Origin of the sequence: Terribacillus sp. JSM ZJ617 (assembly GCF_044383785.1) — a bacterium.
Taxonomy (GTDB): Bacteria; Bacillota; Bacilli; order Bacillales; family Amphibacillaceae; genus Terribacillus.
Window position 1 is genome coordinate 164,780 of record NZ_JBISEQ010000002.1, and the last position, 19,551, is coordinate 184,330.

The following is a 19,551-nucleotide window of genomic DNA, read 5'->3' on the forward strand; positions in this document are numbered from 1 at the left end:
GCCGTTTTTTTATTTTCGGTAGTTCGCCAGCTCTTGGATGAATGCTTCTGTCTCTGATACACTGAGCTGTCCTTTAGATTCGATATGATCATATAAGAACTTAATATCATGATATTTCTCCAGCTTGTAGTCCTCTGGCTTCATGATGGAACGGTTGACGACAACAAGCCGGTCGGCTATGCCGTTGATGAGGATGGACAGGTTCTCCTCTGATGCCTGTTCGAGCTTCATGGGCGAGCCTCCTTTGACGTAATTGATACCTATTATGTACCCTAAGTTTATGATAAAATAAATAAGTTAAAAACAAAAGAGAAACCAATAACTATGCAGAAATAAGCGATAAGCTTTCAATATAGGAGAATGAGTATGTTCCTGAAACGATTAGAAACCGTCGGATTCAAATCATTTGCCGAAAAAGTGACACTTGACTTTGTACCAGGTGTTACGGCAGTGGTAGGTCCGAATGGAAGCGGGAAAAGTAATATAACCGATGCCATCCGCTGGGTATTAGGCGAGCAGTCGGCAAAAAGTCTGCGTGGATCCAAGATGGAAGATATCATCTTCCAGGGCAGCGATACGAGAAAAGCGCTTAATGTAGCAGAAGTGACACTTGTATTGGACAATGCCGATCAGACGTTACCGCTGGAGTATCAGGAAGTGAGTGTGACCAGGCGGGTATTCCGTTCTGGAGAGAGCCAATTTTTGATCAATAACCAAAGCTGCCGTCTGAAGGATATCATTGACTTGTTCATGGATTCCGGATTGGGAAGGGAAGCCTTCTCTATTATCAGTCAAGGAAAGGTAGAGGAGATCCTAAGCTCCAAACCGGAAGAAAGACGGTCTATCTTCGAAGAAGCTGCCGGTGTACTGAAATACAAGCAGCGAAAGAAGAAGGCAGAATATAAGCTGGCAGAAACACAGGAAAATTTAAATCGAGTTGAAGATATTACGTATGAAATAGAAGGACAGCTTGAACCATTGCGTGAGCAAGCTGCAATCGCAAAAGATTTCCTTGAGAAAAAAGCACAGCTGAAAGATGTCGAAATCGGATTGCTAGTTGCGGAGATCGAGCAATTACATAAAGAGTGGCAAGCGGTTCTCCAAGAGCTTGAAGGGAACAAGCAAGAGCTTGAAGTCCAGAAGCAGGCAATAGGCGAAAAAGAACAGCTGCTGGAATCTGAGAAGACAGAATTGCACGCGCTGGATGCATCTCTCGACGAACTGCAAGCCTCCTTGCTAATTGTGACGCAAGAGCTTGAAAATCTGGAAGGCAAGAAACAGCTGTTGAATGAACGCTCCAAGCATCTGGCAGAAAACAAAGAAAAGCTGGAAAAAGATACAGAACAGCTGGGAGTCACACTGGAGCAGCAGCTGAAACAACTGGAGCAGGAACAAGCAGCCCTGGATGCGTTGGATTTGGAGAACAAAGCAATCAAAGCAGATTTACGCGCATTGGACAAACAGCTATCCCGCACACAGGAAGATTTGAGTGAACAAATAGAAGAAAAGAAGAGTGATTATATCGATTTGCTGAATGAACAAGCAGCAAAGCGGAATGAGACGAACTCACTCAAACAGCAGCTTACTGGGATCGATGCGAAAAAAGAACGTCAGCGGACAAAATATAAAGATATCGTTTTGAATCGCGATGAAATCAGTGAAAAACGAGAGCAATTGGCTGCAAGATTGAAAGATGCCACCGTAAGCCGCGAACAGGCTGAGGAAAAAGCAGATTCACTTCGGATGGAAGCAGCGAAAAAACGGGAGCAGTACCAGGAAGCACAGAGCAAACTGTACACCGGCTATCAGCATATCGAGAAGCTTCGTTCCAAGCAGGAGATGCTGCAGGAGATGAAAGAGGAGTTCCAAGGATTTTTCCAAGGGGTAAAAGCGATCCTCAAAGCGCGTCAGGATCAAAAGCTCGAAGGAATCGAGGGGGCTGTCATCGAGTTGATCGATGTACCATCTGCGTATGTCACAGCGATGGAAACCGCTCTTGGAGGTCAAGCTCAGCATATCGTGGTCGATACGGAGGCAAGTGCCCGTCAGGCAATCAATTGGCTGAAACAGACGCATAATGGCCGTGCTACATTTTTGCCGCTATCATCAATCCAGCCGAAACAGATACCGGCCAATGTGTTGGGGAATGCTTCCAATCGGGAAGGATTCATCGGTATTGCCGCAAATCTCATTAAGGTCGATCCCCAGTACAAGCGTGCAGTCGATTTTCTGTTAGGAAATGTGGTCATCGCAGAAGACTTGCAGCATGCCAATACGATTGCTGCTGCACTTGGCAGACGGTATCGCGTTGTTACACTTACGGGTGATGTAGTAAACCCAGGGGGATCCATGACTGGAGGAGCGCAAAAACGCAATAGTCAATCTCTGTTTACAAGAGAAAAGGAAATGCAGGAAGTGACGGGAAAATTGTCTGATTTCCAAGCCCGGACAGAAGTGTTCGAACGTAAAGTCGCACAGCTGAAAGAAGAACTTCAGCAGTTGGAGACTTCAGCAGAGGAAACCAGACAAAGCTTGAAGCAGCTGCAGGAATCGGAACAGGAAATCCAGGCAGCATTTACCGAAACGAGCATACGCTTTATGCATGCCAATGATAACCTCACCATGTATGACCAGGATAATGCGCAGTATGACGCTGAACGGGAAGAAGTGGAGAAGCGTATCGAGCACCTGCAGACTGAACTTGTCGATTTGGATATCAAGCTTCAGGATATACAGCGGGAAATCAGTGAGCTGACGGAAGCTCACCAGGCTTGGCAGCAGACAAAGGAAATTAAACGGGACGAACAGCAGGCCCTGCAAATACGTTCTGCTGAAAGCCTTGCTAAGCTTGAAAATCAGCGACAGCGGCTCAGTGAGTTTACGCAGCAGCTGGATCTTACGAAGCAGAAATATGAAGATCAGCAGCGGGTGCTGCAGCAAATGGCCGAAGTTGGCGAAAAAGGCCAGACAGAGGAAGAGATCACGGAACTGATTAGAGTGAAGCACCAGCATAAGCAGCAGACAACAACCTTGATCGAAGAGCGTAAGGCAGAACGGCAGGAGCGCTATGACTGGGTGCAGCAAGAGGAGCTTTCTGTCAAAGAAGCAAATCGTCTCCACCAAAATCTGGTGCAGCAGGTGCAAGATCAGGAAGTCCGCTCGAACCGTTTGGATGTAGAGCTGGAAAACCGTCTGATGAACTTGCAGCAAAGCTACTCCCTGACATTCGAAAAAGCATTGGCGACGTTTGGAAGAGCAGAAGATATCGAAACTGCCCGCACCGAAGTGAAGCTGATCAAACGTGCTATCTCAGAACTCGGCAGCGTCAACGTTGGCGCGATTGAGGAATTTGACCGGATTAATGAAAGATACAGCTTCCTTACTGAACAAAAGGACGACCTTTATCAGGCGAAAGCGACATTGCTTGCCGTAATTGATGAAATGGATGAAGAAATGAAGCGTCTGTTCGAAGATGTGTTCAATAAAATCAAGGCAGAATTCACGGAAGTGTTCCGTTCGCTCTTTGGCGGAGGACACGCGGAGCTGAAACTGACTGATTCTGATAATCTGCTGGAAACAGGTGTCGATATCATCGCACAGCCGCCAGGTAAGAAACTGCAAAATTTAGGTTTGCTTTCTGGCGGAGAACGTGCCCTGACAGCAATTGCCTTGCTGTTTGCTATTTTGCGGGTAAGGCCTGTGCCATTCTGTATTCTGGATGAGGTGGAAGCAGCTCTGGATGATGCAAACGTCAGCCGTTTCGCTCAGTACATGAAGCAATTCAGCGAAAAGACCCAGTTCATTGCCATAACCCACAGAAAGGGTACAATGGAGGAAGCGGACGTCCTTTATGGTGTGACGATGCAGGAATCGGGCGTTTCCAGATTGGTGTCCGTCCGGCTGGAGGATGCGCCTGAACTAGTGAAGGTATAAGAAAGGAAGAACAAAATGAGCTTTTTTCAGAAACTGAAAAATAAATTCTCTAATACAAACAATGAAGCTGAGCAGAAAACACCTGAAAAGTACAAAGAAGGTCTGAAAAAGACGCGTACTTCCTTCTCTGATCGAATGAATAATTTGATGGCGCGTTATCGAAAAGTGGATGAGGACTTTTTTGAGGAATTGGAAGAAGTACTGATTGCTTCCGATGTAGGTGTGAACACAGTGATGGATCTGGTGGATGAGCTCCGCATGGAAGCAAAACGTCAGAATATCAAAGATACTATCCAGCTGAAAGATGTCATCTCAGAGAAACTGGTTGAAATTTACCAAGGTGATGAAGAGGAACAGCCGCAGAAGCTGAAAATCAATGAAGATGGCCTTACCATATACTTGTTCGTCGGCGTCAACGGAGTCGGTAAGACGACTAGTATCGGTAAACTGGCGTATAAGCTGAAGCAGGAAGGCAAGAAAGTCGTCATGGCTGCCGGGGATACTTTCCGGGCCGGAGCGATCGAACAGCTGCAAGTATGGGGAGAGCGTACTGGTGTTGAAGTAATCCGCCATAATGCTGGAAGTGATCCTGCGGCTGTCATCTATGATGGTATTAAAGCGGCGCAGGCACGAGGGGCAGATGTTCTTCTATGTGATACTGCCGGTCGTCTTCAGAATAAAGTGAATCTGATGAATGAACTAAACAAAGTACATCGTGTCATCGAGCGTGAGGTCCCAGGAGCACCCCATGAAGTGCTGCTCGTGTTGGATGCAACTACTGGTCAGAATGCTCTTGCACAGGCGAAAACATTCCAAGAGACAGCCAATGTGTCTGGTATTGTTTTATCCAAGCTGGATGGAACAGCTAAAGGTGGTATTGTCTTGGCAATCCGGAATGAAATGAACATCCCGGTCAAGTTCGTCGGTCTTGGCGAACAGATGGAGGATTTACAGGAATTCGATCCGAATGCCTTTGTATATGGCTTATTCGCTGATTTGATGCAGGATGAGGAAGAAGCACAATAGCAGTTTCTTGACAGCTGCGCACTAGGTTGGCTACAATTTTGTAAAGGCATTTCACTTAACAAGGGGTGCGGCGCATGTTAGAGAAAACAACTCGAATGAACTATCTATTTGATTTTTATCAGGCACTGCTTACTCCGAAGCAGCGCAGTTATATGGAAATGTATTATCTGGAAGATCTGTCGCTCGGGGAAATTGCGGAAACATTTGAAGTTTCCCGTCAGGCAGTCTATGATAATATCCGGCGTACCGAAGCGATGATTGAAAGCTATGAGAAAAAGCTTCATCTATACGATCGCTTCAAGGAGAGGAGTGCGCTGCTGGATGAGCTGGAAGAATTGATGGACTCCGGCAGCCAGCCCGATGCAAAAGATCTGATCCAAAAGATAAAAGAATTAGATTAGGAGGTCGATTCCATGGCATTTGAAGGATTAGCCGACCGACTGCAGAGTACGATACAGAAAATACGCGGGCGCGGTAAAGTTACAGAACAAGACGTAAAAGAAATGACAAGGGAAGTACGACTTGCTCTTTTAGAAGCAGACGTTAACTTCAAAGTTGTTAAACAACTGATCAACAAAATTAAAGAGCGGGCCATCGGCCAGGAAGTGATGGAGAGCCTTACACCTGGTCAGCAGGTTATCAAGGTTGTTCAGGAAGAACTGACACAGCTAATGGGCGGCGAGCAGAGCAAGATCGCTGTCGCAGACAGACCGCCGACTGTCATTATGATGGTTGGTTTGCAAGGTGCCGGTAAGACGACAACAACCGGCAAGCTTGCCAACCTTCTGCGCAAGAAGCATAACCGTAATCCATTGCTTGTTGCAGCTGACGTATATCGTCCGGCTGCCATCGACCAGCTGGAGACACTTGGCAAGCAGCTTAGCCTGCCTGTATTCTCAATGGGGACAGAAGCAAACCCTGTGGATATTGCGAATGAAGCAATCAAGAAAGCGAAAGAAGAGCATCATGATTATGTCATCATCGATACCGCGGGGCGTCTGCATGTGGATGAAAAGCTGATGGATGAGCTTACACAGATCAAAGCAGATGTAAAACCTGCGGAAATCTTCCTTGTTGTCGATGCGATGACAGGTCAAGATGCCGTAAACGTTGCGGAAAGTTTTGATAGCCAGCTCGATATCTCCGGCGTAGTCTTAACGAAGCTTGATGGTGATACGCGAGGCGGTGCCGCATTGTCCATCCGCGCTGTTACCGGCAAGCCGATTAAATTCGTCGGTATGGGAGAGCGTACGGACCAGCTGGAAGCCTTCCATCCCGAACGTATGGCATCCCGTATCCTCGGTATGGGTGACGTGCTTTCCCTGATCGAGAAAGCACAGGAAAATGTCGATGAGAAGCAAGCGCGGGACTTGGAAGAGAAAATGCGCAGCATGAGCTTCACCTTCGACGATTTCCTGGAGCAGATGAGCCAGGTGAAGAAAATGGGGCCGCTCGGTGATCTTCTCGATATGCTTCCTGGCGCAGGCAAAATGAAAGGCATGAAGAACGTCCAGCTTGATGAAAAGCAGCTTGTGTATGTCGAAGCGATCATCCAATCGATGACACGCAAGGAACGGCAGGAGCCGTCTTTAATCAATGCCAGCCGCAAGAAACGGATTGCAAAAGGCTCTGGTCGCAGTGTTTCCGAAGTCAATCGTCTGCTGAAACAATTCGAAGATATGAAGAAGATGATGAAGCAAATGACGAACATGCAAAAGGGTAAAAAAGGGCGCGGAATGAAATTTCCTTTTATGTAATGTAAAAACCCTTTACAGTGATTATTTAATCTGATACAATCATATCTTGTGAGAAACATTATTTTGGAGGTGCAACAACATGGCAGTTAAAATTCGTCTAAAACGTATGGGTTCTAAAAGAAACCCTTTCTATCGTGTCGTAGTTGCTGATTCTCGTTCTCCTCGTGACGGACGTATTATCGAGCAAATCGGAACATATAACCCAACAGTTAACCCAGCTGAGGTTAAATTGGATGAAGTGAAAGCTATGGACTGGATGGCTAAAGGCGCTAAGCCAAGCGACACAGTTCGTAACCTTTTCTCTAACGAAGGAATCTTGAAAAAGTTCCACGACTCAAAAAACCAGAAGTAAAGGGCTGATCGATTCTGAAAGCACTCATTGAAGCGATGGTTGCTCCGCTTGTTGATTTTCCTGAGCAGATCGTCGTGCATCAAAGGGAAGAACAGCATAAGGTCATCTATCAGCTTCAGGTGCATGAATCTGATATTGGCAAAGTGATCGGCAAGGACGGCCGCAATGCTCGTGCCTTTCGCACAGTGCTGCGGGCTGCATCCGCTGATTATGAAAAACGCATTTATCTGGACATAATGTAAAAGGGAGAGGGAAACCTTTCCCTTTTTTACAATGTAAAAAAATGCTTTTCCAGCAGAAAGCCAGGTGTCCGATGAAGATTATCCGAAGCTTGCGCGTCGATGAAGTAATCACTGAATCCAGCAAAGCAGCCATCAGAGAACGTCTTCAAAAGACAGCGCGTCAACTTGACCAAGAGTGTCAACAGCTGTTGTTCGAGAAACGGAAACTCGAAAAGAAACAAGGTGTGTCCAAACAGGATGTGCACAAGCGTTTCCAGGCAGAAATCCGGAAGCGAGAGGAAAAAGCGGCTACGATCGCATTCCAGCTTACACAGCTGGACGTGCTGCCCATTGGCAGTGAGATCATGATCCAAGAGGTTGAAGCTCTTGTTGAAGTTGAAGTAGGCATGAAGTGGGACGAGCTTACAACGAAAAAAATCGTCATCCAAGATGGCATTGTCATCCGGATTGAATAATGAAGGTGAAAAACGATGGATATTAAAATGTTTAATGTAGGAAAAGTCGTCAATACACACGGGATAGCTGGAGAGGTCCGGGTCGTAAGGATCACGGATTTCGATGAACGCTTTGAGCCTGGAGAGGAACTGTATTGGTTCCAAGATGAAAACAGCAAGCCCCAAAAACTGATTGTAAACACACACCGTAAGCATAAAACTTTCGATTTGCTTACTTTCCAAGGGTATACGTCGATCAATCAAGTGGAAGAATTGAAGGGCGGTATCCTGAAAGTCCGTGAAGATCAGCTAAGTGATTTGGAAGAGGATGAGTTCTATTATCACGAGATTATCGGCTGTACAGTTGAGACAGCTGATGGAGAAATCCTCGGAAAAGTGAAAGAGATCCTGTCACCTGGTGCTAATGATGTCTGGGTTGTACAGCGGCCAAAGCAGAAGGATCTACTTATACCTTATATCGAACAAGTCGTCAAACAGATCGATGTTGATAGTAAGCGCATCGTCATTGAACCGATGGAAGGATTGCTGGATCTATGAAAATCGATATTCTGACACTTTTTCCGGAAATGTTCGAAGGCGTGCTGCAGCATTCCATTCTGAAAAGAGCCCAAGACCTTGGAGCCTTTCAGCCAAATCTGGTGAACTTCCGGGAATTCACAACAAACAAGCATAAAAAAGTAGACGATTATCCATATGGAGGCGGAGCAGGCATGGTATTGGCGCCGCAGCCGATCTTCGATGCGATTGAGCATGTGACAGAGGGGTCAGCTAAGCCCCGGGTCATTCTCATGTGTCCGCAGGGTGAACCGTATAATCAGAAAAAAGCAGAGGAACTGGCGAAAGAGGAGCATTTGATCTTCATTTGCGGTCATTATGAAGGATATGATGAACGCATTCGAGAAAATCTTGTAACAGATGAGATCTCTATCGGAGATTATGTGCTGACTGGGGGAGAAATCGGCGCGATGGCGGTTATGGACAGTGTAGTCCGTCTTCTGCCTGACGTATTGGGCAATGCTGCTTCTGCACCTGAGGATTCCTTCTCGACCGGACTGCTGGAACATCCCCACTATACACGTCCTGCTGACTTCCGAGGTATGCAGGTGCCGGAGGTGCTTACCTCTGGTGATCATGGCAGAATAGAAGCATGGCGCCGGGAACAGTCACTTTATCGAACAGCTACAAGACGGCCTGATCTGCTTTCGGATGCGGAGCTTTCTGACAAAGAACGAGATCAGGTGAAAAAGTGGCAAAAAGATTGAATAATACTTTGAATTCATAAGCCAAGTATGGTATATTAAATGCTGTGCTTACAACGGTAAGTGCCATATTACGATGTTCCGCTGTCGTATAATTGCGAGAATGAGCATTGGTGAGAAGGAGTTGAATAGAATGCAGGAATTAATTCATGACATTACAAAAGAACAGCTTCGCGCTGATCATCCTGAATTCCGTCCCGGAGATACGGTTAAAGTTCACGTTAAAGTAGTAGAGGGAACACGTGAGCGTATCCAGTTATTCGAAGGTGTCGTTATCAAACGTCAAAACGGTGGAATTTCTGAGACTTTCACAGTACGTAAGATTTCTTCTGGCGTTGGTGTAGAGCGTACTTTCCCAGTACACAGCCCACGTTTGGAAAAAATCGAAGTTAGCCGTCGTGGTAAAGTACGTCGTGCGAAACTTTATTACCTACGTAAACTTCGCGGAAAAGCTGCTCGTATTAAAGAAATCCGCTAAGTACCAGAAAAGAGAGCTTGCTTCGTCAAGCTCTTTTTTTTGCTATATAGACCAAATAGATCTAATAGACAATTGGAGGCTTATAGATGGCCAAACAGAAAAATGAATGGCTAGATTGGCTGAAGGCTCTGATCATCGCTGTCATCATTGCGGTGGTCGTTCGGATGTTCCTGTTTGCTCCGATTGTAGTTGACGGACCTTCCATGCAGCCAACCTTGCATGATAATGACTTCATGATCGTGAATAAGATAAGCTATCGTTTCGGTGAACCAGATCGGAAGGATATTATAGTCTTCCACGCTACCGAATCGAAGGATTATATTAAACGGGTGATTGGCGTGCCGGGGGATCATGTCGAGATGATCGATGATACATTGTATATAAATGGTGAAATCGTGGATGAGCCTTATCTGGACAGTGAGAAAGCGGCGCTTGAGGATGGCGGTAATTTGACGAATGATTTCACTCTTGAAGATCTGCCAGGCAATTACGAGGAGATTCCAGAGGGCTATGTGCTCGTACTCGGGGATAATCGCAGAAACTCAACCGATAGCAGATACATCGGTTTAATACCGGAAGATCAGATTGTCGGTAAAGTACAGCTTACGTTCTGGCCGCTGGATCGCATCGGTCTGACAAAATAGGAGGAACATTTCTCGTGACGATTCAATGGTTTCCCGGCCATATGGCCAAAGCTAGAAGAGAAGTAGAAGAAAAACTGAAGCTCGTAGACTTTGTCATCGAGCTGGTGGATGCAAGAGCGCCAGAAGCATCACAGAATCCGATGCTTCGTAAAGTGCTCGGCGACAAACCGAAAATGGTAGTACTTATGAAGAAAGATTTGGCTGATAAATCGGTAACAGATGCTTGGATCCGATATTATGAGGAACAAGGTACTCCGGCTCTTTCTGTCAATGCTGATGAGAAGAACGACATTCAGCGCGTTGTCCAGCGTGCGCATGATATGCACGCTGCAAAACGGGAGAAATGGAAGCGCAGAGGTGTGCAGAATCCCCCGCCTGGTCGCGCGATGATCATCGGTATACCGAATGTTGGGAAATCGACACTCATCAATCGTCTTGCAAGCAAAAAGATCGCCAAGACAGGCGACCGTCCAGGTGTTACCACACAACAGCAGTGGATTAAAGTGAAAAAGGATTTCGAGCTGTTGGATACACCAGGTATCCTTTGGCCAAAATTTGAGGACCCACAGGTTGGGTTGGTGCTAGCTGCTATTGGTACGATCAAGGATCAAATATTGCCGATGGAAGAAGTAGCAACATTTATCCTCAATTACTTGAAGGATCACTATCCGACGCAGCTTGCAGAAAGATATGCCATTGAGGATATTTCCATGGACACAGTCGAAATGTTTACCCATATCGGCAAATTCAGAGGTGCGCTTGAAGCTGGCGGTGCAATCAATTATGAAAAAACGTATGAGATCATCATTCGGGATCTTCGCAGTAAGCGGATTACGAATGTGACATTTGAGAAGCCAACAGTGTAAGGAACGGACATACATATTTCTTTTATGTATGTCTTTATTTTTTGTCTACATAACCGATAAACAGAGAAAAGGGAGATTGTGCATGAAAGATGTATTGACGATCCAGCAGATACGGACTCATTTACAGGAAGGGACATTTTCAGAAGAGATGTTTTCATCCTGGCAGGAGGATCATCGTACAGGTGTCCAGAAACTTCTGGATGCACATAGAAGGAAACAAGTAAAGGAACAGGAGCTTCGCGAGCAATATGATCGCATGTGCAGCTTCGAAAATGCCTATTATGCAAAAGGAAAACAGTATATCGCAGGCATAGATGAAGCAGGCAGAGGGCCGCTTGCAGGTCCGGTAGTTGCCGCGGCAGTAATCTTGCCAAGAGATGCTTACATAGCAGGTTTGAACGATTCCAAGCAGCTGAGCGAGGCAAAAAGGGAATTTTTATATGAGCAAATCATCGACAATTGTATTGCCTATGGAGTAGGTATCGTAACCAGCCAAAGAATTGATGAAATCAATATCTATCAAGCTGCAAAACAAGCGATGCTGGAGGCTGTAGATGAGTTGGAATATCAGCCTGAACACGTGCTGGTAGATGCTATGCCGCTCCCTGAATTGGCTAGTACTTATGAATCATTGATCAAGGGAGATCAGCGCAGTGTCTCTATTGCCGCAGCAAGTATCATTGCGAAAGTGACACGTGATCGAATGATGAAAGAAGCTGATACAACCTATCCAGGTTATGGTTTCAAAGATAACATGGGTTATGGGACTAAGCAGCATCTGGAAGCATTACGCAAGCAAGGGGTCACTCCATTACATCGATTAAGTTTTGCCCCTGTTAAGGATCTTTCCCGCGTCTAGGAAGGAAGTGACATTATGCATCATCTGAGTATCCAAAGCTCTCAAACTATCAAACAAGCTCAGCAGTCCCAACAGGAAAGAAATTTCCGGCCTGGAGAGGTCGTAACAGGAAGGATTACGAAGTTTTTTCCTGATAATAAGGCATTGCTCCAAATCGGGGCCCAGCAAGTTATAGCACAATTACAGACATCACTGACTGCAGGCAGCACCTACTGGTTTGAAGTGAAAGAAGGGGGCGAACGTCCTCTCATGCAGGTCCTGCCCCAAACAGCAGGGAAGCAAGCGGATGTCTCTCAATTGATTGAGCTTGCAGGCATGAAACCGAATAAAATAAACACTAGCTTGGTAGAAGGCTTATTAAAGCAGCAAACAGCTTTTACGATGCCGCAGCTGAAACAAGCACTGGCTCTATTGCAGCAGAAAGAATTACAGCCCTTAGAAGTTAGAAAAGAATCACTACAGCTAATGCTTCAGCGACAGCTGCCTTTGACTGAAAATGTCCTGCAGGCCGTCTCAGCGCGTCAGTCACAAGATATGACGGCTTCCCTTCGTGAGCTCAGCCGTACAATAGCTCCTGGGAGTGAAAAAACAACAGCACTTCAACAGATACTCGGGAAATTGGCACCCGCTGGACCAGCAGTACATGAACAACAGCTTGTACAGCAGATCGTACAAGAAGCAAAAGCAGGAAAACAGAGTATGTATCAAGCTATCCGCCCATTTTTTTCGGCAGCTGTGCCTACCTTTGCTGCTTGGCAAGGAGAGTGGCAGGCATATGGCGCACAAATGGATGAAAGCAGGAGTGCTCCGCAGCAGTTAATACCGGACACGGGAAGCTCATCAAACAGATCAGCACGTTCACTGCCATTTTCAGAAGTACTTGATAGTTTCATGTCCGAGATGCAGCTTGTCAGCAAGCAGTCTCCGGCTGCCCAAGAAAAGCTCCAGAATGCGCTGTCGACTGCACGGCAGCTGCTTAGTATGTTCCCTGACCGGTCCTTGCCTGATGAGATGATCACCAGTCTGCGCACTGCTCTGGAACCGTTCCAGTTAGCTCCAAGGGTTCAGGAAATATACAGCCAGCTGACAAAAGGGAACATGGAAAACCAGCAGTTGCTAGCGAAGAGCACAGAACTAGTTCAGTTGCTCCAAGTGACTCAAATGAATGAGGAAAGCAAAGATGGAGATTTTTTCAAAAATCTGTTGCAGGATATCTTCCGACAGACCGGTTTTTCATATGAACAAACATTAAACGAAGCGGACGCTGCAGATCTTCCTTTGAAAGGTTTGCTCCTGCAGCAAGCAGCCCAGGGCAATGAAAGAGCTGAGCTTTCCTCTCAGCTTCTTCAGCAAATAACCGGAAGCCAGCTGCTTCAGGTTCAGGATGATAAGCAAATGGCTTACATTCAGCTGCAGCTTCCCGGTGCTCCGTTAGGGTTCGATAAAGATATCCTCATGGAGATGGAGAGCAGAAAAGAAGCTGATGGACAGTTATCTTCTGAACACTGCCGTATTTTGTTTTATTTGCATCTATCTTTTCTTGATGACATGGTAGTGGATATGTACGTACAGAAAAAGGCTGTCAGTCTGCATATTTATACAGCAGCAGAAAAAACAGAACAAGTCATGCGCCCGCTTCAGAATAAGCTGAAAACTGCTCTTGATACGAGCGGCTATCATCTTTCTTCTGTAAAATATACAGTCAGCACTAATGGGAAAGACGCGAGCCGTCTCGATAAAAGCTTGAATGCTGTACATACCGAACAGAAAGGTGTCGACTTTCGTATATGACAGGGAAAAGGAATGTCCGCCAAGCGGCGGCCTTGAAATATGACGCTGCCAAAAAGCAAGCTCCGGTGCTTACAGCAAGCGGCAAAGGTCTGACAGCGGAGGCTATTATAAAACGTGCAGAAGAAAATGGTGTACCAGTACAGCAAGATCCTGCTTTAGTAGGTCTATTGACGGAGCTGAAGGTAAACGAGATGATTCCGGCAGATCTTTATGAAGCGGTGGCCGAGGTCTTTGCATTCATCTACCAAGCAGACAAGCAGGCAGGAAAATAAGCGTTCGTTTAGCGGAACGCTTTTTCCATAAATTCTCTTATGAAAGCATTTTCATAAATTTTCAGTGAAAAGGCAACCCCTTCTTTATTCGCTCTTATAAGTTTTATGTAGATTCTGTCTTTTCCATAGTTTTTGGTAGACTTTTGCAGAAGAAATCGTTTACAATGGTCTTGCACGGAATCTGACGGGGAGGGTACAGAATGAATATTCATGAGTATCAAGGCAAAGAGGTTTTACGTGAATTTGGTGTGTCTGTTCCTGCTGGTAGAGTGGCATTCAGTGTCGAGGAAGCTGTGGAAGCGGCTGAAAGCCTGGGCACAAATGTATGCGTTGTCAAAGCGCAGATCCACGCTGGCGGACGCGGAAAAGCAGGCGGAGTGAAGGTAGCGAAAAGCTTGGATGAAGTTCGTACATACGCGGAGGAAATCTTAGGCAAGACGCTTGTAACGCATCAGACAGGCCCGGAAGGAAAAGAAGTGAAAAGACTTCTGATCGAAGAGGGCTGTGATATCCAGAAAGAATACTATATCGGTCTTGTTCTTGATCGCAGCACATCCCGAATCGTAATGATGGCGTCTGAAGAGGGCGGTACAGAGATTGAGGAAGTAGCAGCAGAGACACCGGAGAAAATCTTCCGGGAAGCGATCGACCCTGTTGTCGGTTTGACTGGCTATCAAGCTAGAAGATTGGCATTTGCTATTAATATTCCGCCGGAATCACTGAACAAAGCTGTCGGATTCATGATGAGCTTATATCAGGCTTTCGTAGAGAAGGATTGCTCAATTGCTGAGATTAATCCGCTCGTTACAACTGGCGACGGTCAAGTATTGGCACTCGATGCCAAACTGAACTTTGACGAAAATGCACTATACAGACATAAAGATATTGTCGCGCTTCGCGACTTGGATGAAGAAGATGAAAAAGAAATAGAAGCCTCCAAGCATGATTTGAGTTATATTTCCCTTGATGGGAATATCGGCTGCATGGTAAACGGTGCCGGCCTAGCGATGGCAACGATGGATATTATCAAGCATTACGGCGGAGATCCCGCTAACTTCCTCGATGTTGGGGGCGGTGCTACGACTGAAAAAGTGACCGAGGCCTTCAAGATCATTCTTGCTGATCAAAATGTTAAAGGTATCTTAGTCAATATCTTCGGCGGCATTATGAAGTGTGACGTTATTGCAGAAGGTGTAATCAGTGCATCCCGTCAAGTAGGATTGGATATTCCGCTTGTCGTACGTTTGGAAGGAACGAACGTAGAGCAGGGTAAGAAGCTGCTCGAGGAGTCCGGATTGAATATTACATCAGCAGCGTCCATGGCAGATGCAGCAGAAAAAATCGTCGCACTTGTAAACTAACGGGGGAGGTATATATTCATGAGTGTTTTTATAAATAAGGAAACAAGAGTGCTCGTACAGGGTATTACGGGGTCCACTGCGCTTTTCCATACGAAGCAGATGATTGAATACGGCACCCGGATTGTTGCCGGTGTCACGCCGAAAAAAGGCGGAACCGAAGTAGAAGGTGTGCCTGTATATAATACAGTAAAAGAGGCTGTTCACGAAACAGGTGCTACTGCTTCTGTAATTTATGTCCCAGCAGCTTTTGCAGCTGACGCGATTTTGGAAGCTGTGGATGCGGAGCTTGATCTGGTCATCTGTATTACGGAGCATATTCCAGTTATGGACATGGTTCGAGTAAAACGTGCGATGGAAGGCAAAAAGACAAGATTGATCGGTCCGAACTGCCCAGGTGTCATCACACCGGAAGAGTGTAAAATCGGTATCATGCCTGGATATATCCATAAAAAAGGACATATCGGTGTTGTGTCACGCTCTGGAACATTGACGTATGAAGCAGTGCATCAGCTCACCCAGGCTGGCATTGGTCAATCTACCGCGGTAGGTATCGGTGGAGACCCAGTGAACGGAACTGATTTCATCGATGTTTTAAAAGCATTCAATGAAGACAGGGAGACGAAAGCGGTCATCATGATTGGAGAAATCGGCGGTACAGCAGAAGAAGAAGCAGCCGAATGGATCCGTCAAAATATGAATAAACCTGTCGTCGGCTTCATCGGCGGTGCAACAGCACCTCCAGGCAAACGTATGGGTCATGCTGGTGCCATCATTTCCGGTGGAAAAGGCACAGCAGACGAAAAAATCAAGGTCTTGGAAGCTTGCGGTGTAAAAGTTGCGGATACACCGGCAGTTATGGGAGAGACTTTGATTGAAGTGCTGAAAGAAAAGGGACTGTACGAAATCTGTCAAACGCATTAAGATGAAAGTGGACCGATCAATCGGTCCGCTTTCTTATCTTTTTCAGACAGGAGTGGAAAATTGGAGAAACGTAAAAGATTATTGTTGCTGCACCGAGTGCTGCGGGGACGACGTAAAATCATGCAGCGAATCCTCACACTTGACCCTCAATTGGACATCCTTCTACATTCATCCTTCCAAGAACTGATGAGTCATTATCAGCTCCCCGAATCTTTTGCAATTACCTTGTTCAATGAACTGCAGGACGAAACGCATCGTGTCACCTTGGAACAGGACATGCAGACCTTTTGCACTCTGACTTGCCTTGATGAAGCTTATCCCGTTGCGCTAAGGCATATACCAGACCCGCCGCTTGTACTTTATGCTGCTGGTAACATCGGGCTGCTTAGAAGTCAGCCTGCAATCAGCGTGGTTGGTACTCGTCTGCCAACCAAATCTGCTGCTGACAAAGTGGCTTATTTTGTGGATCCGTTAGCTGCTGCAGGGTGGACAATTGTCAGCGGTATGGCAAAAGGCATCGACAGTATGGCACACCACGCAGCAATTCGCAGCAATGGCAATACTATTGCTGTATTGGGAGGCGGGTTGCGTCAGTTATATCCTCGCTCGAACAGGGAATTATTTAACAATTTAGCCGACACACAGCTGGTTCTAAGTGAATATTTTCCTGATCAGCATCCGCAGCAGTATCATTTCCCGGAGCGGAATCGAATCATCAGCGCACTTGGTTTCTGCACCCTTGTGGTCGAAGCCAAAAAACATAGCGGTACAATGCATACCGTTATGCATGCACTGGAACAGGGGAGAGACGTATTCGCTATACCCGGAGATCCTCTGGAGGACCGAACAGCAGGCTGTCATCAGATGATTTCAGAGGGAGCCGGAATCATTTTTGAACCGGGTCAGCTGCTAGAGGAATGGGAACGTAATAAGTCAAAATGGATACACTTTATATAGTAGAAACTCGTTTTATTATGTATGCTCTGTTACAAAAAATAGCAAGTTATGTTTGACAAAGGGAATATAAGTATTTAATAATAGGGAAGATTTATCGGACAATATATAAAAAATAAACAGAAAAAGAAAACCTCTTGGGAGGAAACAATATGGCAGATTATCTTGTAATCGTGGAATCTCCAGCTAAAGCGAAAACAATTGAACGTTATTTAGGTAAAAAATATAAAGTAAAAGCAAGCATGGGGCATATTCGGGACTTGCCGAAAAGTCAGATGGGTATCAATGTAGAGGAAGACTTTGAACCCCGCTACATCACCATCCGCGGAAAAGGGCCTGTGCTTAAAGAACTGAAAAGTGCAGCGAAGAAAGTTAAGAAAGTATATCTCGCAGCCGACCCCGATCGCGAAGGAGAAGCTATTGCTTGGCACTTGGCACATAGCTTGAACATCGATGAAACTTCTGATTGCCGTGTGGTCTTTAATGAAATCACAAAGGATGCGATCAAGGAATCGTTCAAACATCCGCGCAGCATCGATATGGATTTAGTCGATGCCCAACAGGCACGACGTATCCTGGATCGACTGGTCGGTTATAATATCAGCCCGCTGTTATGGAAGAAAGTGAAGAAAGGCTTAAGTGCGGGCCGCGTCCAATCTGTAGCCGTTAAGATGATCATGGATCGTGAAAATGAAATCAAAGAATTCATTCCAGAAGAGTACTGGTCGATCGATGCCGCTTTCCAATCCGGCAAAGACAGCTTTGAAGGAGCATTTTACGGAGTTGATGGGGAGAAGGTTGGCCTCGCGTCCGAAGAAGAAGTCAATGAGATTCTTGGTAAATTGAACGGGAAAGATTTCCAAGTCGATAAAGTGAACAAAAGGGAACGCAAACGAAACCCAGCAGCTCCGTTCACGACTTCTTCCCTGCAGCAGGAAGCGGCACGCAAACTCAATTTCCGAGCCCGTAAGACAATGATGGTGGCGCAGCAGCTTTATGAAGGTATAGATTTGGGTAAAAAAGAGGGCGGTATCACAGGTTTGATCACTTATATGCGTACCGACTCCACGCGTATTTCCAACACTGCCAAAGAAGAATCAGCTAATTACATCAAAGAGACATATGGCGAGGAGTTCCTTGGTTCAGGCGCCAAAACGAAACAAACCGAAGGTGCACAGGACGCCCATGAAGGTATTCGTCCAACATCAGCGTTCCGTCACCCTGACAGCGTGAAGGCGATTCTGTCACGTGATCAATTCAGACTTTACAAGCTTATATGGGAACGTTTCATCGCAAGCCAGATGTCACAGGCTGTCCTGGATACGATGACCGTCCATCTTGTAAATGAAGGGGTAGAGTTCCGAGCTACAGGATCCAAGGTTAAATTCAAAGGGTTCATGAAGGTGTATGTAGAAGGCAACGATGATAACAAGAGCGAAAAAGACAGGCTGCTTCCGAATCTGGAAGAAGGCATGACAGTGAAGGCGGAAGAGATCACACCGAACCAGCACTTCACACAGCCGCCTCCACGCTATACAGAAGCTCGGCTGGTCCGTACGATGGAAGAGCAGGGAATCGGCCGCCCATCTACTTTTGCACCGACACTGGATACTATTCAGCGCCGCGGCTATGTCACGCTGGACAATAAGCGTTTCGTGCCGACTGAACTAGGAGAAATTGTTATCGATATCCTGGAGGAATTCTTCCCGGAAATCATTGATTTGGAGTTCACGGTGAAGATGGAGGAAGACCTTGACCATATCGAGGATGGCAAAACACAGTGGGTCACGATCATTGATGAGTTTTACAAAGGCTTCGATGTGAGGCTGGAAAAAGCAGAGCAGGAAATGGAGAAAATCGAAATACGGGATGAACCGGCCGGCATCGACTGTGAGGAATGCGGACATGGGATGGTATACAAGATGGGACGCTACGGCAAGTTCCTCGCTTGTTCCAATTTCCCGGATTGCCGCAATACGAAGCCGATTTTGAAAAAAATCGGGGTTACATGTCCGAAATGTAAAGAAGGCGAAGTTGTCGAACGTAAGTCGAAAAAGAATCGCGTATTCTACGGCTGTGATCGCTATCCGGACTGTGATTTCCTCAGCTGGGATAAACCTATTTCCAGACCATGTCCAAAATGTGCTTCCATGCTTGTCGAAAAGAAAGCGAAAAAAGGAACGCAGATTACATGCTCCAGCTGCGACTATAAAGAAGAAGTTCAGCAGTAGTACAAGAAGACTCCGGCTTAAGGAAAGCCGGAGTCTTTTGTTTGAATTGTTAAGACTTTGTGAAAACAAGAGCAGGAACCGGAAATAATTTGACACAGTTTTATACGAGGTCTATAATAACGGATTGGAAAGGGATTTTGCTTGACACAC

The 19,551-nt window shown here is 46.1% G+C and carries 20 protein-coding genes; 19 read left to right on the forward strand and 1 reads right to left on the reverse strand.

Going from position 1 to position 19,551, the window contains the following annotated elements:
* Positions 1-9: 9 nt before the first annotated feature.
* Complete coding sequence (locus ACH6C1_RS07075) at positions 10-231, reverse strand: DUF1128 domain-containing protein (protein ID WP_374075943.1); 222 nt, start codon at positions 229-231, stop codon at positions 10-12.
* Between the two features lie 135 nt (positions 232-366).
* Here ACH6C1_RS07075 and smc point away from each other — a divergent pair, with 135 nt between their 5' ends.
* From smc to topA, 19 genes are all read left to right on the forward strand, one after another.
* Complete coding sequence (smc, locus tag ACH6C1_RS07080) at positions 367-3,933, forward strand: chromosome segregation protein SMC (protein ID WP_374075945.1); 3,567 nt, start codon at positions 367-369, stop codon at positions 3,931-3,933.
* A 15-nt stretch (positions 3,934-3,948) separates the two neighbouring features.
* Positions 3,949-4,959 carry a signal recognition particle-docking protein FtsY gene (gene ftsY / locus ACH6C1_RS07085; RefSeq protein WP_374075947.1) on the forward strand — a complete coding sequence of 337 codons (1,011 nt, stop codon included), beginning with the start codon at positions 3,949-3,951 and terminating at the stop codon, positions 4,957-4,959.
* A gap of 74 nt (positions 4,960-5,033) precedes the next feature.
* Positions 5,034-5,360 (forward strand): putative DNA-binding protein, encoded by a 327-nt coding sequence (locus tag ACH6C1_RS07090; RefSeq protein ID WP_095223094.1) that lies wholly within the window; start codon positions 5,034-5,036, stop codon positions 5,358-5,360.
* A 12-nt stretch (positions 5,361-5,372) separates the two neighbouring features.
* Positions 5,373-6,716: a signal recognition particle protein gene (gene ffh / locus ACH6C1_RS07095; protein WP_095223095.1), complete on the forward strand. Its 1,344-nt coding sequence runs from the start codon at positions 5,373-5,375 to the stop codon at positions 6,714-6,716.
* 79 nt (positions 6,717-6,795) lie between these two features.
* Complete coding sequence (rpsP, locus tag ACH6C1_RS07100) at positions 6,796-7,068, forward strand: 30S ribosomal protein S16 (RefSeq protein ID WP_095217635.1); 273 nt, start codon at positions 6,796-6,798, stop codon at positions 7,066-7,068.
* 14 nt (positions 7,069-7,082) lie between these two features.
* Positions 7,083-7,310, forward strand: a complete 228-nt coding sequence (locus ACH6C1_RS07105) for a KH domain-containing protein (RefSeq protein WP_095223096.1) — start codon at positions 7,083-7,085, stop codon at positions 7,308-7,310.
* A gap of 71 nt (positions 7,311-7,381) precedes the next feature.
* The gene (locus ACH6C1_RS07110) at positions 7,382-7,765 is read left to right on the forward strand and encodes a YlqD family protein (RefSeq protein WP_095223202.1); all 384 of its coding nucleotides are present in this window, start codon (positions 7,382-7,384) and stop codon (positions 7,763-7,765) included.
* A gap of 15 nt (positions 7,766-7,780) precedes the next feature.
* Positions 7,781-8,302, forward strand: coding sequence for a ribosome maturation factor RimM (gene rimM / locus ACH6C1_RS07115; RefSeq protein ID WP_095223097.1), 522 nt, complete (start codon positions 7,781-7,783; stop codon positions 8,300-8,302).
* Positions 8,299-9,027: a tRNA (guanosine(37)-N1)-methyltransferase TrmD gene (gene trmD, locus ACH6C1_RS07120; RefSeq protein ID WP_095223098.1), complete on the forward strand. Its 729-nt coding sequence runs from the start codon at positions 8,299-8,301 to the stop codon at positions 9,025-9,027. The genes rimM and trmD overlap by 4 nt, the downstream gene beginning before the upstream one ends.
* A 130-nt stretch (positions 9,028-9,157) precedes the next feature.
* Positions 9,158-9,502, forward strand: coding sequence for a 50S ribosomal protein L19 (gene rplS / locus ACH6C1_RS07125; RefSeq protein ID WP_038560133.1), 345 nt, complete (start codon positions 9,158-9,160; stop codon positions 9,500-9,502).
* Positions 9,503-9,588: 86 nt separating this feature from the next.
* Positions 9,589-10,146 (forward strand): signal peptidase I, encoded by a 558-nt coding sequence (gene lepB / locus ACH6C1_RS07130; RefSeq protein WP_095223099.1) that lies wholly within the window; start codon positions 9,589-9,591, stop codon positions 10,144-10,146.
* Positions 10,147-10,160: 14 nt separating this feature from the next.
* Positions 10,161-11,012, forward strand: a complete 852-nt coding sequence (gene ylqF, locus ACH6C1_RS07135) for a ribosome biogenesis GTPase YlqF (RefSeq protein WP_374075953.1) — start codon at positions 10,161-10,163, stop codon at positions 11,010-11,012.
* An 82-nt stretch (positions 11,013-11,094) separates the two neighbouring features.
* The gene (locus ACH6C1_RS07140) at positions 11,095-11,871 is read left to right on the forward strand and encodes a ribonuclease HII (RefSeq protein WP_374075955.1); all 777 of its coding nucleotides are present in this window, start codon (positions 11,095-11,097) and stop codon (positions 11,869-11,871) included.
* A 15-nt stretch (positions 11,872-11,886) separates the two neighbouring features.
* Entirely contained in the window at positions 11,887-13,662 is a 1,776-nt protein-coding gene (locus tag ACH6C1_RS07145; protein ID WP_374075957.1) for a hypothetical protein, read from the forward strand.
* Complete coding sequence (locus ACH6C1_RS07150; protein WP_095223103.1) at positions 13,659-13,934, forward strand: EscU/YscU/HrcU family type III secretion system export apparatus switch protein; 276 nt, start codon at positions 13,659-13,661, stop codon at positions 13,932-13,934. The genes ACH6C1_RS07145 and ACH6C1_RS07150 overlap by 4 nt, the downstream gene beginning before the upstream one ends.
* Before the next feature lie 200 nt (positions 13,935-14,134).
* Complete coding sequence (sucC, locus tag ACH6C1_RS07155) at positions 14,135-15,295, forward strand: ADP-forming succinate--CoA ligase subunit beta (RefSeq protein ID WP_095223104.1); 1,161 nt, start codon at positions 14,135-14,137, stop codon at positions 15,293-15,295.
* A gap of 18 nt (positions 15,296-15,313) precedes the next feature.
* The gene (gene sucD / locus ACH6C1_RS07160; RefSeq protein ID WP_038560150.1) at positions 15,314-16,216 is read left to right on the forward strand and encodes a succinate--CoA ligase subunit alpha; all 903 of its coding nucleotides are present in this window, start codon (positions 15,314-15,316) and stop codon (positions 16,214-16,216) included.
* Between the two features lie 60 nt (positions 16,217-16,276).
* Entirely contained in the window at positions 16,277-17,173 is an 897-nt protein-coding gene (gene dprA, locus ACH6C1_RS07165; protein WP_374075960.1) for a DNA-processing protein DprA, read from the forward strand.
* Positions 17,174-17,322: 149 nt separating this feature from the next.
* A complete protein-coding gene (gene topA / locus ACH6C1_RS07170; RefSeq protein WP_095223106.1) occupies positions 17,323-19,401 on the forward strand; it encodes a type I DNA topoisomerase in 2,079 nt (692 codons plus the stop codon).
* Positions 19,402-19,551: the final 150 nt, after the last annotated feature.

What these genes read in the sequence shown, in the direction of transcription:
- ffh (WP_095223095.1), top strand. Translation starts at nt 5,373, where the DNA reads ATGGCATTTGAAGGATTAGCCGACCGACTGCAGAGTACGATACAGAAA.
- ACH6C1_RS07110 (WP_095223202.1), top strand. Translation starts at nt 7,382, where the DNA reads ATGAAGATTATCCGAAGCTTGCGCGTCGATGAAGTAATCACTGAATCC.
- rimM (WP_095223097.1), top strand. Translation starts at nt 7,781, where the DNA reads ATGGATATTAAAATGTTTAATGTAGGAAAAGTCGTCAATACACACGGG.
- ACH6C1_RS07075 (WP_374075943.1), bottom strand. Translation starts at nt 231, where the DNA reads ATGAAGCTCGAACAGGCATCAGAGGAGAACCTGTCCATCCTCATCAAC.
- ACH6C1_RS07140 (WP_374075955.1), top strand. Translation starts at nt 11,095, where the DNA reads ATGAAAGATGTATTGACGATCCAGCAGATACGGACTCATTTACAGGAA.
- sucC (WP_095223104.1), top strand. Translation starts at nt 14,135, where the DNA reads ATGAATATTCATGAGTATCAAGGCAAAGAGGTTTTACGTGAATTTGGT.
- smc (WP_374075945.1), top strand. Translation starts at nt 367, where the DNA reads ATGTTCCTGAAACGATTAGAAACCGTCGGATTCAAATCATTTGCCGAA.
- trmD (WP_095223098.1), top strand. Translation starts at nt 8,299, where the DNA reads ATGAAAATCGATATTCTGACACTTTTTCCGGAAATGTTCGAAGGCGTG.
- sucD (WP_038560150.1), top strand. Translation starts at nt 15,314, where the DNA reads ATGAGTGTTTTTATAAATAAGGAAACAAGAGTGCTCGTACAGGGTATT.
- topA (WP_095223106.1), top strand. Translation starts at nt 17,323, where the DNA reads ATGGCAGATTATCTTGTAATCGTGGAATCTCCAGCTAAAGCGAAAACA.
- rplS (WP_038560133.1), top strand. Translation starts at nt 9,158, where the DNA reads ATGCAGGAATTAATTCATGACATTACAAAAGAACAGCTTCGCGCTGAT.
- ACH6C1_RS07145 (WP_374075957.1), top strand. Translation starts at nt 11,887, where the DNA reads ATGCATCATCTGAGTATCCAAAGCTCTCAAACTATCAAACAAGCTCAG.
- ftsY (WP_374075947.1), top strand. Translation starts at nt 3,949, where the DNA reads ATGAGCTTTTTTCAGAAACTGAAAAATAAATTCTCTAATACAAACAAT.
- ACH6C1_RS07090 (WP_095223094.1), top strand. Translation starts at nt 5,034, where the DNA reads ATGTTAGAGAAAACAACTCGAATGAACTATCTATTTGATTTTTATCAG.
- rpsP (WP_095217635.1), top strand. Translation starts at nt 6,796, where the DNA reads ATGGCAGTTAAAATTCGTCTAAAACGTATGGGTTCTAAAAGAAACCCT.
- lepB (WP_095223099.1), top strand. Translation starts at nt 9,589, where the DNA reads ATGGCCAAACAGAAAAATGAATGGCTAGATTGGCTGAAGGCTCTGATC.
- ACH6C1_RS07150 (WP_095223103.1), top strand. Translation starts at nt 13,659, where the DNA reads ATGACAGGGAAAAGGAATGTCCGCCAAGCGGCGGCCTTGAAATATGAC.